Source organism: Desulfovibrio sp. ZJ746, assembly GCF_011039155.1.
In the GTDB taxonomy this organism is placed as follows: Bacteria; Desulfobacterota; Desulfovibrionia; order Desulfovibrionales; family Desulfovibrionaceae; genus Desulfovibrio.
In genome coordinates this window covers 43,466-59,275 of sequence record NZ_JAAKEK010000008.1, presented here as the reverse complement: position 1 = coordinate 59,275, position 15,810 = coordinate 43,466, and the positions used below count along the sequence as shown (strand labels likewise).

The following is a 15,810-nucleotide window of genomic DNA, read 5'->3' as shown; positions in this document are numbered from 1 at the left end:
ACTTTTTTCCGGTGCCCCGGCCCTTCAGGCCGGGCGCGCCCCTCTGCTGGATGGTGCCATGTCGCTCAAGCAACGTCTCGGCCTCAACGCGGACCCCGTCTTTCTCATGGACGGCACGGCCTTCATCTACAGGGGCTTTTTCGCCAACCGCCACATGCAGCGCTCCGACGGCTTCCCCACCAATGCCCTCGTGGTGGTCACGCGCGTGCTCCTGCGCATCCTGCGCGAGGAAAAGCCCAAGCATTTCCTCTTTCTCAAGGACGGCCGGGGCAAGAACTTCCGCCACGAGATCTATGCCGGCTACAAGGCCAACCGCGAGGCCATGCCCGAAGACCTCGCCAAACAGCTCCCGCCCATCGAGCGCATGGTGCACGCGCTCGGCCTCGCCTTCGAGGAGTCCCGGGGCTGCGAGGCCGACGACTGCATCGCGGCTCTCGCCGCGCGCTTCGCGCCGGAACTGCCCGTGGTCATCATCAGCGGCGACAAGGATTTGAAGCAGTGCCTCGCGCCCAATGTCTATATGTGGGACCCGGGCTCCAAGAACGAGCGCCTCATCACCGAGGCGGACTTCGAGGCCGAGAACGGCGTCACCCCGGCCCAGTGGGCCGACGTGCAGGCCCTCGTGGGCGACGCGAGCGACAATATCCCCGGCGTGCCCGGCATCGGCCCCAAGACCGCGCGCCAGATCTTCGCCATCTGCCCCACGCTGGAGGACATCCGGGATCATTTCGCCCTTTTGCCGCCCAAGTTGCAGGACAAGTTGCGCCCGCACCTTGAGGACATGTTCACGTGGCGCGAACTCACCAGGCTCTCGCGCGGCGTGTGCGCGGATATTGACCTTGCCGCGCTCGCCGTGGGGCCCATCAATATCGCAGAATGCCGGGCGCTGGCGCAGGAATACGAGCTCTTCGCGCTCAGGCGCGAGATAGCGGCCCTCGTGCAGGCCGGGGCGCCCCATGTGACAGCGCCGGACATGGCCGCGGCGGTGGCGGGCGCACCCGAAGACCCGGCGGAAGCGGCCCGGGATGCGAGCGGAGATGCCCCCGCCGGGGCCGGGAAGGGTGGCGCACAGCTCGAACTGGGCGTGCCCGCCATACCCGCCGCCGAGGAAGTGGCGGAAGTGGCGCAGCTTCCGCCCTGTGCGGGGCGCACTGTGGCCCTTATCTGGGCCGAGGGCGCAGCCCGGCCGCCGCGCGTGGCCGTGGGGCCGGCCGAGGCGCAGGCCGGGGGCGTGGAGCCCGCGCCGGCAACCGCGCTCGCCAGTGTGACGGAATATGCGTGGACAGGCCCCATGACGGCATTGTGCGCCTGGGCGGAAAAGGCGGCGGAAGTGGCCGTGGCCGACCTGAAGAGCCTGCTTCTGGCCGCGCCCTTCTGGAAGGGGCTGCTGAAGGTCCGCGTGCTCGACTTGGGGCTCGCGGCCTACCTGCTCGGGCCGGAGGCCGGGGAATACGGCTGGTCGCGCCTTGCCGCCCGCTGGAGCGACGCCCTGGGCCTCGAGGGGCGCGGGCCGGCCATCGTGGGCCTGGGTATGGCGCACACGCTCTCGGCGCAGCTTGCGGCCAACGAGCTCACGCGGCTCTATGAAAAGCTGGAGCTGCCGCTGGTGCCCGTGCTCGCCGCCATGGAGGAGCGCGGGATCGCTATCGACCCCGCGGCCTTCCGCAGTTTTCTTGACGACGTGCAGCGTGAGCTCGATACGCTCACGCGCGAGGTCTATGCCGAGGCCGGCGGCGAGTTCAACATCCGCTCCGCGCGGAAGCTCGGCGAGATCCTGTACGAGCGGCTGCACCTGCCCGCGCCCAAGAAGACCCGCGGCGGCCAGCCCTCCACCAGCCAGGAGACGCTGGAACGCCTCGCGCCGGACGCGCCCATCGTGCAGAACATCCTCCAGTACCGCAAGCTGGAGAAGATGCGCTCCACCTATCTCGAGCCCCTGCCCCTGCACATGGACGCGCATGACCGCATCCACACCACCTTCAACCAGGAGGCCACGGCCACGGGCCGCATCTCCTCGAGCAATCCCAATCTCCAGAACATCCCGGTGCGCGGGCCGCTCGGCAAGCGCATGCGGGCCTGCTTCGTGGCCGGCCCGGGGAACGCCCTCGTCTCGGCGGATTATTCGCAGATAGAGTTGCGCATCCTCGCCCACATGTCGCAGGACCCGGCCCTCCTGGACGCCTTCCGCGAGGGGGAGGACATCCACGCCCGCACCGCGGCCCTCGTGTTCGACCTGCCGCAGGACAAGGTGCTGCCGGACCAGCGGCGCATGGCCAAGACCATCAATTTCGGCCTTATCTACGGCATGGGCGCCAACAAGCTCGGACAGGAGCTCAAAATTTCCACGGCCGAGGCGCGGGCCTTCATTGACCGCTATTTCGCGCGCCTCACGGGCCTCAAGGCCTTTTACGAGCGCGTCATCGAGGGCGCGCGCGAGCGCGGCTATGTGGTGACGCTGGCCGGGCGGCGGCGCTGGCTGCCCGGCATCCTCTCGGCCAACGGGCAGACCGCGGCGCAGGCCCAGCGCCAGGCCGTGAACACGGTCATCCAGGGCTCGGCCGCGGATGTCATCAAGCTCGCCATGATCGCCGCGGCCGAAGATGCGGAGCTGCGCCGCCTCAAGGCAGGCCTTGTGCTGCAGGTGCATGACGAGCTCGTGCTGGAGCTGCCCGAAGCCGGCGCCAGGGAGGCCGGGGCGCGCGTGGCCGCCCTCATGGAGTCGGTGAGGCCCGGCGGCGTTACGCTCTCCGTGCCGCTGGTGGTGGACTGGGGCACGGGCCGCGACTGGGGGAGCGCGCACTAGGGCATGAGATGCGGGGCGCCCGGGAGCCTTAAGGCCCGGCTGTCCTCACGCCGTCAGCGGCTCGTTCTTGCCGAAGGTCTCGTAAAAGGTCTTTTCCGCTTCCGAATCGCCGATGAGGTACATTTCCTCGCCTTCCTCGAAGACGTGGCTCGGGTCCGGGTTGGCGTGGAGGATGCCGTCGGCCCCGCGCAGGGCCACCACGCTGCAATGCGTGAGGCTCCTGATGCCGCTGCCCATGAGCGGCTTGCCGGCGAGGCTCTTGCCCACGCTGGCGCGAAAGATGTTCAGCCCCTCGCTGATCATGAGCACCTTGCCCGGCGCGAGCAGGTTGATGATGCTGCTCGTGACCATGGAGGCCAGCGAGAGCACGAGGTCGGCCCCGGCGGCGTGGAGGATGCCCACGTTGCGGTCCAGCGTGGCGCGGCTGATGATCTGGATGTCCTCGCGCAGGCGGCGGCAATAGAGGGTGAGGTAGATGTTGGTGTCGTCGTCGTGCGTGGTGATGATGACCGAGGGCGCGGTGCGGATGCCCGCGCGCTCCAGCACCTCGAGGTCCGCGGCGTCGCCGATGACGAGGTGGTCCTTGAGGAAGCCGCTCTTGGGCGTCTTGTCCACCACCTTGTAGGGGCGTCCGCTGCGCTCGAGCTGGCGCGCGGCGTCCCGGCCCACGCGCCCGCAGCCGAGGATGACCACCCCGGTTTCCTCCGGCTTGTCCTTTTTCTTCTCCCCGGCGTCCGCTTTCATCTGCGTGCCGTCGGCCGGGGGCGTCTCGGCCTTGGGGGCGCCTTTGGCGGCCGCGGCTTCCGTGGCGTCTTTTTCGCTCAAGAAGGCGTTGGCGGCCTGGATCTGCTGCATGTCGCCAACGATGACCATGACCATGGTGGCCGTGAGCACCGTGTCCGGCCCGGGCAGGACAAAGCGCCCGCGCTCCCACAGGCCGACGACATTGGCGCCGGAGGCGTTGCGCAGGCCGCTCTTCCTGAGCGACTTGCCCACGAGCGGCGTGCGCATGACAGGCCCCTCCGCGGCCACGAGCTCCTTGTAGCGGCTCGCGATGCTGAAGCGGGCGTTGGCGTTGAGCACGCGCCGGGCGAGCGCCTCGCCGAGCAGGCGATGAAACTGGAAAACGCGGGTGCTGCCCGCAAGGCGCAGGATGTCGATGGCGTCCTCGCTCTGGGCCGAGGCCACGATGGGCACGTCCGGGGACACGTCGCGCGCGGTGAAGACGATGTTGGTGTTGCGCACGTCGCTGTCCAGCACCACGAGCATGGCCGACTCGGCGAGGCGCAGATTGCGGTACACCGTGGCGGAGTCGTGCTCGCCCACGATGGCGTCGTAGCCGCGGTCGAGCAGGTCGAGGGTCTTCTGGGTGTCATTGCAGAGCAGGACACAGCGCGCGCCGTAATTCTTAAGGTCGTCCACGAGGTTGAGCGCGATGGGGCTTGAGCTCACCACGATGACATGGCCCTTCATGTCCGCGGCCACGGCGCGCGGCGTGTGGCCCTTCTCCTGCGCCTTGAGCCAGGGCGCGTAGAAGAACTGGATGAAGGCGAAGGGCAGCATGATGAGCAGCAGCATCACGCCCGAAAGCAGGACGACGATGGAAAAGACCATGCCGAGGTCGGAATGGAAGGTGATGTCCCCGAAGCCAAGGGTGGTCATCACCGTCAGCGTCCAGTAGAGGCCGGTGATCCACGAATAGTCGTGCCCCTCGTAGCGCATGATGACGTGGAAGAGCGCGGAATAGAGGATAATGAGCCCCACGAGCATGGCCATGAAGCGCGTGAGGGCGACGAGATTGCGGCGCACGCTGTGCTGCTTGAGAAAGAAGCTGACCTGTGCGGGGACGAATTTCATGGCTGCGCTCGCCGTTGCGGCGCGGGGCGTGGCCGGCGCGCCTGGTCTCGGGGGGCACCAGTGTGCCAAACGCCGCCCAAAAGGTCGAGCGGAAATCCCGGCGGCGGGGGCCGGGACGGTCGCGCGCGGGCCGGAAAATGCGTCCGCCGCAATGCCGCGTCCCGTTGACAGGCGGCGCATGGCGAAGTATCTGTCAGGCTGTCCATCACAGGCCCGGCCCGGGGCCAGCCCCGGCGCGCGGCATCCCCCTTCAAGGCCCCGCAAGGAATGCCCATGTATGTCTTCGCCTATGCCATGCTTCTCGTAGCCCTGCTCTGCGCGCTGGGCGGCGGGGGCATGGCGCTGCTCCAGCTCTGGCAGGGCCGGAGCGACCACCTGCGCCTGCTCGAAAAAGCCCAGTGGGGCGTTGCCGGCGCCCTGTTCCTCGCGTCCGCGTGCCTTTTGCACGCCCTGTTCTGGCAGGACTATCGCGTGGAATATGTGGCCTCCTACACGGACGCCATCCTGCCGCTCTTTTACCGGCTCACGGCCTTCTGGGCCGGCCAGCCCGGCTCGCTGCTCTTCTGGGCGCTGGCGGCCGCGCTGTGCGGCTGCATCTTCGCGGTCACGCGCGCCCACGCCGGCCTCACGCCGCGCACGCGCCTCTGGTACGAGGCCTTCAACTGCGCCATCCTCGCCTTTTTCTGCCTCTTGCTCACGAGCTGGAGCAATCCCTTCATCATGCAGGAGCCGGCCCCGGCGGACGGCAACGGCCTGAACCCGCTTTTGCAGAACCCGGGCATGATCTTCCATCCGCCCCTGCTCTTTCTGGGCTATGCGGGCTTCGGTGTGCCTGCCTGCCTCGGCATCGCGCAGCTCCTCTCGGGCGACGGCGCGGCCGAAGGGCGCTGGTTCCGCCTTACGCGCCCCTTCATCCTCCTCTCGTGGGTACTGCTCACCGCGGGCATCGTGCTTGGCGCCTGGTGGGCTTACATGGAGCTGGGCTGGGGCGGCTACTGGGCGTGGGACCCGGTGGAGAACGCCTCGCTTCTGCCGTGGCTCGCGGCCACCGCCGGGCTGCACATCCTCGCCGTGCAAAACCGCAGCGGCAAGCTCGGCCGCGCCTCCGCCGGGCTCATGGCGCTCACGGTCATCATGGCTTTTTTCGCCACCTATCTCACGAGAAGCGGCGTCATCCAGTCCGTCCACGCCTTTGGCGACGGCGGCGTGGGCACGCCGCTCTCCGTCTTCGTGCTGGCGGCGCTCGCCGTCACTCTGTGGGCGCTCTGGTGCGTGGGGCCGCAGGGGCGCCCGCTGGCCTCGCCGGAGAGCCGCGAGGGGGCCCTTGTGCTGGTGGCGTGGATCTTCCTCGCGCTCGCGGCCATCATCCTCGTGGCGACCATGTGGCCGGTGCTGAGCAAGCTGTGGACCAGCGCCCCGCGCGGGCTGGAGGCCGGCTTCTACAACCGCGTCTGCCTGCCCCTGGGCGCGCTTTTGCTGGTGCTTCTGGCGGCCTGCCCCTGGCTTTCGTGGAGCGGTGGCTCGGATGCGGCCGAAGGCGGGGCCAAGAGCGGGCCCAAGACTGGTGCCGACTGGCCGCGCCTCCTCATGGCGGCAGGGGCGTTTGTGGCGGCGGCGGGGGCTCTCTGGGCGCTCGGCTACCGGCGCCCCACGGCGCTTGTGAGCGCGGCCGCGTCCATCGCCATCCTCGTGGATATGGGGCCGCTGCTCCTGCGCGGGGCGGTGCGCCGCTCCCCGCGGGCGCGATCGGCCCTGGGGGCGCACGCGGGGCTCGCGCTCCTCGCCCTCGGCATCGCCTTTTCCGGCCCCTACACACAAGAGAAGGAACTGCTGCTCGCCAAGGGCGAGAGCGGCGAGGTGGGCGGCTATACGGTGACGCTGGAATCCGTGGCCGATGGCGAGCGCCCGGGCTATGACTACCTCATGGCGCGCCTTGCCGTGAGCCGTGACGGCAAGCCCCTGGGCGTGGTGGCGCCGGAGCGGCGCATCTATGCCAAGTTCGGCAGCATGCAGTTCTCCGAGGTGGATGTCATTTCAAGCCCCGCGCGGGACATTTATGCCTCGCTTCTCGGCATGGACGAGGATCTGCGCGTCTATGTGAAGGTGAGCATCGAGCCTTTGGTCAACTGGATATGGGTGGGCGGCGCGCTCATGTGCCTTTTGCCGCTGCTGGGCCTCGGGCGCGGCCGGGGCCGCGAGGGCGGGGGGCCCCGTGCCTGAAGACGCGGCGCTCGTGCTCGAGGGCGTGGGCAAGCGCTACGGCGCGGCGCGCGTGCTGCGTCAGGTGGACGCCGCCTTTCCTCACGGCACGGTAACGCTGCTCACCGGGGGCAACGGCGCGGGCAAGAGCACCCTGCTCAAGATCATGGCCGGCCTTACCCGGCCGAGCGCGGGCCGCGTGGTGGTCTCCGGGGGGGCGGACGGCGCGGAAGCGCGCGTAGGCTATGTGGGCCACGCCACCTTTCTCTATCCCGGCCTCACGGCGCTGGAAAATCTCGCTTTCTGGCGCGCGGCGTGCGGCCTCGCGCTCGACGAGGACGCGCTTTTTGCCCTGCTCGAGCGCGTGGGCCTCGGCGGCCATGCCCATGAGCGGGCGCGCGTCTTCTCGCGCGGCATGGCGCAGCGCCTCAACCTCGCGCGGGTGCTCATGCTGGCGCCGCAACTCCTGCTGCTGGACGAGCCGGCCACCGGCCTCGACGCGCCCTCGCGCGCCGTCCTGCGCCGGGAGATCAGCGACGCCCGCGGCCGTGGCGCCTGCGTGGTGCTCGTGAGCCATGATTTGGCCGGCGACGCCCCCCTGGCCGACCGCGTGCTGGCGCTCGCCGGGGGCAAGGCCGTCTACGCCGGCCCTGCGGCGGACTTTTTCGCCCGGGAGGGGGGCGCATGCTCCGCCTGAGCCTCGCCATCGCCCGCAAGGACCTTCTGCTCACGCTGGCGCGCGGCAACGGGCTTTTTCAGGCGCTCCTGCTTGGGCTGCTCCTGCTCTTTGTGTTCAGCCTCGCGCAGGGGCCCGGCGAAAAGGTGGGCCCGCAGGCGGCCGCCGCCATGTTCTGGCTGGCCTCCGCCTTTTCGCAGGTGCTCATCTTCAACCGCCTCTATGATTTGGAGGAGGTCAATGCCGCGCGCCTCGGCCTCGCGCTGTGCCCCGCGCCCGTGCAGGCGGTGTGGCTCGGCAAGCTCGCGGCCGGGCTGGTGCTGCTTTTGCTGGCGCAGGCCGTCTTCCTGCCGGCGGCCATGGTCTTTCTCGGGCAGGGCGTGACGGCGCAGCCGCTCACCGGCCTCGCGACCCTCGCGCTCGTGGATGCGGGCATGTGCGCCCTGGGTTCGCTGCTCGGGGCGCTGGGCCAGGGGCAGTCCGGGCGCGAGTCCCTGCTCGGGGTCGTGTTGTTCCCGCTGCTGACGCCGCTCCTCCTGGCGGGCATCGGGGTGGGCGCCCAGTGCCTGGGAGCGCCCTCGCCGGACGGCCCTTCGGCGTGGCTCAGGCTGGCGGCGGCCTTTGATGCGGTCTTTCTGGCCGCGGGCCTCGTGCTGTTCGGCTTCATCTATCCGGGGGAGGACTAAATGCCCCAGCTGCTCGCCCTCGCCGGTGCCCTCGCCATGGCCGGCGTACAGTGGCTCATCTGGTGCTATGCGCCGGAGGAAGCCACCCTCGGCCTGATGCAGAAGATTTTTTACCTGCACCTGCCGCTCGCGTGGTGGGCGCTCGCCAGTTTCTTCATCGTCTTTTTGGGCTCCATCGCCGTGCTCCTGCGCCGCAGCGACGCGGCCGACAGGCTGTGCGCGGCAGCCGCCGAGGTGGGCGTGCTCTTCAGCGGCCTGACCCTCGTGACGGGCATGATCTGGGCGCGCCGCTCCTGGGGCGTCTGGTGGACGTGGGACCCGCGCCTCTCCACCGCGCTCGTCATGTGGTTCGTCTATGCGGCCTACCTGATCCTGCGCGGGCTGGACATGGCCCCGGAGCGCCGGCGCCTCGTCTGCGCGGTGGTGGGTGTGGCGGCCTTTTTGGACGTGCCGCTGGTCTTTGTGTCGGCGCGCATCTGGCGCTCCATCCATCCGGCGGTCTTCGCCTCCCGCGAGGGGGGCTTGGAGCCGGAAATGAAGCTCACGGCCGTGGCCTGCGTGCTGGCGCTCGGCCTGTTCTGGGCCGGCCTTGTGTGGGTGCGCAAGCGCCAGCTCGACCTCGCGGCCCGGCTGGACGCCGCCGCGGAAGAAGACGACGACTGAACGGCGCTGCCGCGCCATTCTTTTTGACGGAGGAAACCATGGACACCCTGTACTGGCTCATGGGCGCCAACGCCGCGGTCTGGATCGGCCTCGGCGCCTATCTCGCCTTCCTGGGCGGCCGGCAGCGGGCGCTGGCCCTGCGCCTTGCCCGGCGGGAGCGCGGCGCCCGTGGCTAGCGAATTCACCATTCCGGCGCGCGCGCGGGTGCTGGTCATCAGTCTCGGGATCGCGCTCGTGGCCATGCTGGCCGCCTCCTTGGCGGAGCGCTTCACGTCCACCGGCCTCACCGTCCGGCACACGCACGAGCCCGCCGCGCAGGCCCCGGCCCCGGGCACGGACGAGGTGGGGCGCCTCATGCAGGAAGTGTCGAAAGACCCGGGCAACAAGGCCGCCCTCGTGGAGATCGCCGAGCGGCTGATGGCCATGGGCAGCTGGGACGGCGCCGAGAGCTTCGCCACGCGCGCCCTGGCGCTGGACCCGCGCGAGGGCCGCACGCGCTACCTGCTCGGCGTTATCCGCCACAACCAGGGCAAGCACGCCGAGGCGGCGAAGCTCCTCGAAGAGGCGCTCAAGGACAAGGAAAGCGCGGCCATGCGCTACAGCCTGGGCGTGCTCTACCTCCACTACCTGAACGAACCGGCCCGGGGCGTGGCACACCTGACCGAGGCCCTGCACGCCCCGGACGCGGACGAAAGTCTGCGCCAGGGCATCCGCGAGGAGCTGGAAAAGGCCCCGCTATCCGCAGGGGAGGGCGCTGGAGAAAAAGGAGTGACAGGAGAGGCGCGGGAGACGCCCGCGGGCGCACCCGCCAGGAAGGCCCCGGCGGCCAAAACCGCCCAAAAGGGAGGGCCCGCGCGGCCCGGCGGCGCCGGCACGCGCTGATGCGCGCCCTTGCCTCTTTTGTGCGCCGGTTGTAGAGAAAGAGAAACAATCGCGGCCCGTTGCCGGGCATTTCCCCCGGCGGCGGTGCCTTTTTGGAGCATGCGGCCCGGCGCCCTGCGCGCCCGAGCGAGGTGGAGATGGCCCGTCGCAGATCCAGGAAGAATGCCGACGCCCCGCGGCGTCCGGCCGTGGTGAACCAGGAAGAGACATCCGTTTCCGGCGAGGCGCCCGAGGCCCCGGCAGCGGCGCCTCCCGTTGCGCCTGCCGCAAAGAAGGCGCCGAAGCGGCCGGAACCTGCGGGGCACGCCTCGTCCGCGCGTCCTGCCACGGGCCGCGCGGTGCGGCTCTCCACCTGCATCGCGGGCATGGCCCTGACCCTCGTCCTCGGCCTCTATCTCGGGACGCTCCTGCCCGGGGTGCTTCAGGACATGCGTGGCCGCGACACCGCCGCCGCGCCGCAGCCGATGCCGGCGCCCGCGGCTGCTCCGCAGGCCGCTCCCCAACCGTCGCCCGGCGCCGGGGGCGCGCACGGGCTGCCGCCCGAACTGGCGGCGCGCCTCGCCTCGCTGGAAGCGGCCGTCCGCAAGGATCCCTCTTCGGCCGGCAACTGGACGGAGCTCGGCAACCTCTTTTTTGACGCCGGCCGCGTCAGTGAAGCCATCCATGCCTATGAGCGCTCGCTGGCGCTCGCCCCGGGTAATGCGGACGTACTGACCGATCTCGGCATCATGTATCGGGAAAACAAGGCGCCGGAAAAGGCGGTGGAGTGCTTCCGCAAGGCCTTCGCGGCTGACCCGCGCCACGAGAACGCCCTGTTTAATGCCGGCGTGGTGCTCTATAATGACCTCGGGCGCAAGGATGAGGCGGTCGCTGCCTGGCGCAGGCTGCTCACGCTCAATCCGCAGGCGCGCGCGCCGGACGGCCGCACGGTTTCGGAAATGGTGCGGCGGCTGGAAGAGCCGATTCGGAGACAATGACGCTATGACGACCCTGGGGAGAAAAGTCCCGGCACGACGCCCGCGTGGGGCCTTCCTGCCGGGCATGGCCCTTGTTGTGCTGCTGGCGCTCCTTTCGCTGGCCCTGCCGAGCCTTGCCGCTGACGCCCTGTTGCCGGAAGCGCGGCCCGAAGTCTCCGCCCGCGCCGAGACGCAGGCCGAAGCCGCCGCGGCGCCGGCGCTCGCCGCGTTGCAGGCGTCGCGCACACCGGGCGCCCGGCCGCAGCAAGCCATGCTGCCCGTTACGGGCGCGGGCCCCAACCTGTCCCTCTTGCCCTATCTGGACTATCTGCTGGACGAAAGCGGCAGCCTCGACATCGAGGAGGCCGCGGCGCCAGACCGGGCCGACGCCTTTGCCCCGCTTGCGCTCGAAAAGCTGCCGCGCACCGAGGGCGTCATGTGGCTGCGCTTCACGCTGGCGCCCCTGGCCGCGGGCGAGCGCCCGGCGACCCTCCTGCTCGACATGGGCGAGAGCATCCCCGGTACGCCCATGCTCTACGAGCCGGAGCGCAATGACCTGAGCGGCGCGCTGGAGTGGCGCGAATCGAGCCCGGCGCAGCGCAACGTGCTGCTCCTGCCCGAGGCGGGCGCCGAACCGCTCACGTGCTATATCCGCCTTGACGGGCTGCCCGGCCCGTGGTTCTCGCCCATGGTGCGCACCCCGGCGGACGCGGCCACCAACTGGGGCAGCCTCGCGCGCACCGGCGCCATCCTCGCCCTCGGCGTGGTCATGCTCCTGTGCCTTCTGCGCGGGCTCTCCGAAAACGGGCAATGGCGCGTCTGGACGGCCCTATATGTGGCCGTGGCGCTCGGGCAGGCCCTGCTCGGCATGCCGGACGCGGGCCCCCACCGCTCCATGCTCGGCCATGCCGCGGCCACCATGGCCCCGGGCATCGCGCTCATGCTCCTGCCGCATGTGGGGCGCCACCTCATGCGCACGCGCCAGCGCGCCCGCGGGCTGGATATCCAGCTCCTCCTGCTTTCCCTGCCCGGCGCGGCGCTGGCCCTGCTGCCGCTCGTGCCCGGCTGGGCCTGGCTCGACCGCTGGCTCGACCTCTGGCCCGCCGGCACCCTGATCTTTGTGCCCACGGCTCTCGGCGCGTGGCTCATGGGCCTCGGGGGGGCGCGCCGCTTTTTGCTCGGCTGCCTGTTGCCGCCGCTCTTTGTGGCCGCCGGGCTGCTCGGGCTGGATTTCGGCATCCCGCCAAACCTGCTGGCCTCGGCGCCCCTGTGGGGCACCGCCCTGAGCGCGCTGCTCATCGCGGCCACGGGCGCCCCGGCGGACATGGCGGCGGAAGCCGCCGCTCCCAAGCCGCGCCCGGCTGACGGTAAGGACGCGGACGAGGGGGGCATCATCAATCTCGACCATCCGCTGGACGACCCCAACCTGCGCCTCGTTTCGGGCGGCAAGGCCCCGGCCGGGCCCCAGGCCCAGGCATCCGGGGACGGCGCGGGCGACCCCGCCCCGCGGGACGCGGGCTCGGCGGAGCGGGCCCGGGCCGAGGCGCGCGAGGGCGCCCTGCGCGCGCCGCTGGACGACCTGTTGCGCGAGGGCGCGGCGCTCGAGCAATGCGCGCTGCCCCCGGCCGTGCGGCAATATGCCGCGGCCATGCTGGATGCGGCGCGGCGCATGGCGGACGTGCTCAGCCATGCGGACGCGGGGGAGGGCGGCACTTCGGCCGACGGCGCGCCGGAGGCTGAAGGCGGGGAGGCCGGCACGGCCTTCGATCTCCAGCGCCTGCTGCGCGAAGCCCACGGCGCTGTCGCGCCGGCCGCGGAATATGCCGGCATCGGCCTTGCCTGGTACATGCCCCCGCATCTCGGCCAGCTCTATCGCGGCGACGCGCAGACGCTCGGCGAGACCTTGGGCCTCCTGCTCGAAAGCGCGGTGCGGGCAACCCGGCAGGGTGCGGTGCATCTTTCGGCGCGGCGCGTGCCCGAGAGCAGCGACCCCGGCAATATCCTCTTCACCGTGACGGATACGGGCAGCGGCGCCCCCCCGCGGGAGCGCTCGAGCCTCGCGCTCGCCCGCGCCTGGGAGCTGGCCGCGCGCCATGGCGGCTATGTGGGCATGGAATACGGCCCCAACGGCACGACCATCGCCTTTTCGCTGCATCTGGAGCCGCTGGAGGACAGCGCGGACGACATGCAGGGCGCGAGCCTTGCGCATGTCATCATCGTGGCGGACGACCCTAAGCAGCGGCGCGAGCTTTCGCGCATGGTGGCCGACCTCTCCTGCCGCGTGAGCGAGGCGGCGAGCGAGCACGAGGCCCTCAGGCGCCATGAGGCCGACCCCGCCGTGCTTCTGGTGGCGCAGGGGCGTTATGCGTTGCCCGCAGCGGCGGACATGGTGACAAGGTTCATGGAGTCAGCCGCCGAGGCAGGCCTTTCCGGCTGCAAGGTGCTGGCCGTCACCGTGGACGACAGCCAGTGGAACCTGCTCGCGGACAGCGGCTTCACCCATGCCATGCTGGAGCCCGTGGACGCCGAGGTGCTGCGCCAGACCGTGCGCGACGTGATGCGCGGGGTGCGCCGCAGCCGGCCCGCGCCGCAGAAAACGGCGGCGGATGCTGATGAAGCTGCGGCGCCGTCGCAGACCGGAGCCCCGGAAAGTGAGGGGGAAGCCCCGCAGCCCGAGGTGGCCGCCCCCACGGCTGAGACTGCGGATGTTGAGGCGGCCCGGGAAGCGGCACCTGTCCCCGAAGCTGAGGCGGCACAGGATACCGAACGAACTGAGGCGGCTCCCGGGGATGCCGGCGCTGCTGTAGCGGCGCCACCTCCCCCGGAGTCGCCGGCCGCGCCGGAAGAAGCGGAAGTTTCAGCCACTGCCGAAGCGGCCGCTCCGGCTCCTGAAGTCGGGGAGGGACAGGCCGCCGGCGAATTGAGCGGCGAGGAGTGGCACTTCCTGCTGGCGGAACAGGCGGAAAGCGCCGGCGCGCCCGAAGGACAGGCCCCGGGAGGCGAACCGGCCGCAGAGCCCGAGGAGCCCGCCACGCCTGGGGCGACGGAAAGCCCGGCCGAAACCGGGGCTGCGCCGGAGCCGGCAGCGGAAGCACCGGCCCCCGATATTCTCGAAGAGCCCGAAGAGGCGGCCGCTGCGCCGGCCACCGACGAACCCGCGTCCTCCCTCATGGACTATGCGGTGGAGGCCGCGCTTGCGGCCGAGAGCACGCCGGAAGGGCAGGGCGCGGCAATGCCGCACGCTCCTTCCGCCCCGGCCGCGCCCGATGCGGAACCGGCGGAAGCCGTCGACCGGGAGGCAGCCCCGGCACAAGGCCATGAGGCAGGCGAGCGGGCCGCGCAGGACGCTGCCCAAGTCCTTGCGGCCGAGCCCCCGCGCCACGAACCATCACGTTCAGACCCAGCGCGCCGGCCGGCCGCGCCGGTGACGGCCGCCCGGGCGTCCGTCTATGTGAGCCCGGCCCTGGCGAGCCCCGGGGAATGGGTGGGCGAGCCCATGCCCATCGGGACGCCGGTGGCGCGCCGTGAGGCGCCGGAAGCGCCTGAAACTCCCCGGCCCGGCGAAACCCGGAAGGAAGAGGCGCGCCCGGCTCCATCGCGGCCGGCGCACGCCGTGCAGCCCCCGCGCAGCGGCTACACGAGCCCCAGTGTGCCCGTGCCCGGGGAATGGGTGGGCGAACCCATGCCCATCCCGCGCAAGGCGCCTCAGCCGGAGCCGCCGGCGCCAGAGGCTGCGCCCGCAACGCCCGGGGAAGCCGCGCCTGCGGCCGCAAGTGCCGCGGCGTCCTTCGAGGGCGACGAGGGCGGTTCGTTCATGGATTTCATCGTGGGCGCCACACCAGTGGATGCCCCCGAAAAGCCCGCGCCCAAGGCTCCGGGCGGCGTGACGGACTTTGTGGAAAGAAGTGTCTCGCTTGTGACAAGCGCCGTCTCTTCGGCATTTGCCCCGGCCCGCAACGAGGCCGACGCCCCTGCGCCGGCAGAGCCCGCGGCCCCGGCAACGGCAGATCCCGTGCCGCAAGCGGGCGCGCCCGGGACGCAGGGCCCGGATGCCCAGGCCCCTGACCCTGCCATCCTCGCCCTGGTGGAGCGCCTGGACGCTGCCATGGCCCAGGCCGTTTCCGCCCATGCCGCGGGGCGCGGCCAGATGGTCGCCCAGGCGGCGGCCGCCATTGCCGAAGAGTCGGAGAGCTTCGGCTTCAGGGTGCTCGCGCGCATGGCGCGCTGCGTTGAGCGGGCCGGGCGCGCCGGCGACATGAACGCGCTGCGCGACCTGCTCCCCGAGCTCGAGGTCTCGGTGGAGCGCAACCGCATCGCCCTGACCCAGCGCCGGTGAGGCGGCATGGGCCGTTGCGGGCTTCGGGCTTGCACAAAGCGCCGCGACATGCCAACATGGAAACGCAAGGCCCGGGCAATGGCGCGGCATGCGGTCGCTCCGGGGCGCGAATCGAAAGGAGGCGTCATGTACAGCAAGGTTCTTTTGCCGGTCAGCGGCGAATCCCGCGGCGAACGCTCCCGGAAGGCCCTGGACAAGGCCATGGCCGTCTGCTCGGGCGAGATCGTCCTGCTCCATGTGACCGAGCCCATCTCGCAGGTGGTGGGGGGCGAGGCGCGCGTGGAGCTGCAGCGCGAAGAATCGGCCGAGGGCATGACCCTGCTCTGCCCCATCATCGAGATTCTCGAAAATGCGGGCGCGGCCTTCCACACCCGCGTGGAGCCGGGAACCATCGCCGAGACCATCGTGCGCATCGCCGATGAGGAAAAGGTCGACCTCATCGTCATGTATACCGACGGCCGCGACGGCATCAGCGACATGCTGCTCGGCTCCATCACCGAGCGGGTGCTGCGCAATACCGGCGTGGACCTTCTGGCGGTGCGCAACTAGGGCTTTTGCCTGAAACGCGGCCTCCCTGCTGGCCCCGCGCCCGCGCGGGCTGCGCGGAAGGCGCGTTTCCGCCAGCGGGGGGCAGCCGCAAGGCCGCTTGGCGCCCTTGGCGGCAACGGCTCCGCGCTTGCTGTGCGCGCTCCGGCCGGTGGTGCGGGACAACTTGTACGCTCCGCGCTGTTGGGGCCGCCCTTGTCCCAGCC

General features: G+C 70.9%; 11 protein-coding genes. 10 read left to right on the top strand and 1 reads right to left on the bottom strand.

The features are described 5' to 3' along the window. Positions 1–58: 58 nt before the first annotated feature. A complete protein-coding gene (locus G7Y54_RS11465) occupies positions 59–2,803 on the top strand; it encodes a DNA polymerase I (RefSeq protein ID WP_165079481.1) in 2,745 nt (914 codons plus the stop codon). A 45-nt stretch (positions 2,804–2,848) separates the two neighbouring features. On the opposite strand, the gene G7Y54_RS11460 is transcribed toward G7Y54_RS11465, so the two are convergent. Continuing rightward, positions 2,849–4,660: an NAD-binding protein gene (locus G7Y54_RS11460; protein WP_165079480.1), complete on the bottom strand. Its 1,812-nt coding sequence runs from the start codon at positions 4,658–4,660 to the stop codon at positions 2,849–2,851. Positions 4,661–4,933: 273 nt separating this feature from the next. Between G7Y54_RS11460 and G7Y54_RS11455 the strand changes: the two genes are divergently transcribed. The 9 genes from G7Y54_RS11455 (at position 4,934) to G7Y54_RS11415 (ending at position 15,607) form a co-directional block, all read left to right on the top strand. After that, positions 4,934–6,880, top strand: coding sequence for a cytochrome c-type biogenesis CcmF C-terminal domain-containing protein (locus tag G7Y54_RS11455; protein ID WP_165079479.1), 1,947 nt, complete (start codon positions 4,934–4,936; stop codon positions 6,878–6,880). Further along, positions 6,873–7,556: an ABC transporter ATP-binding protein gene (locus G7Y54_RS11450; RefSeq protein WP_165079478.1), complete on the top strand. Its 684-nt coding sequence runs from the start codon at positions 6,873–6,875 to the stop codon at positions 7,554–7,556. The genes G7Y54_RS11455 and G7Y54_RS11450 overlap by 8 nt, the downstream gene beginning before the upstream one ends. Then, positions 7,544–8,221 (top strand): heme exporter protein CcmB, encoded by a 678-nt coding sequence (locus G7Y54_RS11445; RefSeq protein WP_165079477.1) that lies wholly within the window; start codon positions 7,544–7,546, stop codon positions 8,219–8,221. The genes G7Y54_RS11450 and G7Y54_RS11445 overlap by 13 nt, the downstream gene beginning before the upstream one ends. Further along, on the top strand, positions 8,222–8,884 hold the full coding sequence (ccsA, locus tag G7Y54_RS11440; protein ID WP_165079476.1) for a cytochrome c biogenesis protein CcsA: 663 nt from the start codon (positions 8,222–8,224) through the stop codon (positions 8,882–8,884). Positions 8,885–8,922: 38 nt separating this feature from the next. After that, positions 8,923–9,060 (top strand): CcmD family protein, encoded by a 138-nt coding sequence (locus tag G7Y54_RS11435; RefSeq protein WP_165079475.1) that lies wholly within the window; start codon positions 8,923–8,925, stop codon positions 9,058–9,060. Then, positions 9,053–9,766: a tetratricopeptide repeat protein gene (locus G7Y54_RS11430; protein ID WP_165079474.1), complete on the top strand. Its 714-nt coding sequence runs from the start codon at positions 9,053–9,055 to the stop codon at positions 9,764–9,766. Before G7Y54_RS11435 ends, G7Y54_RS11430 begins: the two co-directional genes overlap by 8 nt. 137 nt (positions 9,767–9,903) lie before the next feature. Beyond that, positions 9,904–10,743: a tetratricopeptide repeat protein gene (locus G7Y54_RS11425; protein WP_206214956.1), complete on the top strand. Its 840-nt coding sequence runs from the start codon at positions 9,904–9,906 to the stop codon at positions 10,741–10,743. Positions 10,744–10,807: 64 nt separating this feature from the next. Beyond that, positions 10,808–15,058, top strand: coding sequence for a 7TM-DISM domain-containing protein (locus G7Y54_RS11420; protein WP_165079473.1), 4,251 nt, complete (start codon positions 10,808–10,810; stop codon positions 15,056–15,058). A gap of 126 nt (positions 15,059–15,184) precedes the next feature. Next, the gene (locus G7Y54_RS11415) at positions 15,185–15,607 is read left to right on the top strand and encodes a universal stress protein (RefSeq protein ID WP_165079472.1); all 423 of its coding nucleotides are present in this window, start codon (positions 15,185–15,187) and stop codon (positions 15,605–15,607) included. Positions 15,608–15,810 lie beyond the last annotated feature (203 nt).

Bases quoted from the DNA above. Each gene is read 5' to 3' on its own strand.
- G7Y54_RS11465 (WP_165079481.1), top strand. From the start codon at position 59: ATGTCGCTCAAGCAACGTCTCGGCCTCAACGCGGACCCCGTCTTTCTC.
- G7Y54_RS11460 (WP_165079480.1), bottom strand. From the start codon at position 4,660: ATGAAATTCGTCCCCGCACAGGTCAGCTTCTTTCTCAAGCAGCACAGC.
- G7Y54_RS11455 (WP_165079479.1), top strand. From the start codon at position 4,934: ATGTATGTCTTCGCCTATGCCATGCTTCTCGTAGCCCTGCTCTGCGCG.
- G7Y54_RS11445 (WP_165079477.1), top strand. From the start codon at position 7,544: ATGCTCCGCCTGAGCCTCGCCATCGCCCGCAAGGACCTTCTGCTCACG.
- ccsA (WP_165079476.1), top strand. From the start codon at position 8,222: ATGCCCCAGCTGCTCGCCCTCGCCGGTGCCCTCGCCATGGCCGGCGTA.
- G7Y54_RS11435 (WP_165079475.1), top strand. From the start codon at position 8,923: ATGGACACCCTGTACTGGCTCATGGGCGCCAACGCCGCGGTCTGGATC.
- G7Y54_RS11425 (WP_206214956.1), top strand. From the start codon at position 9,904: ATGGCCCGTCGCAGATCCAGGAAGAATGCCGACGCCCCGCGGCGTCCG.
- G7Y54_RS11420 (WP_165079473.1), top strand. From the start codon at position 10,808: ATGGCCCTTGTTGTGCTGCTGGCGCTCCTTTCGCTGGCCCTGCCGAGC.
- G7Y54_RS11415 (WP_165079472.1), top strand. From the start codon at position 15,185: ATGTACAGCAAGGTTCTTTTGCCGGTCAGCGGCGAATCCCGCGGCGAA.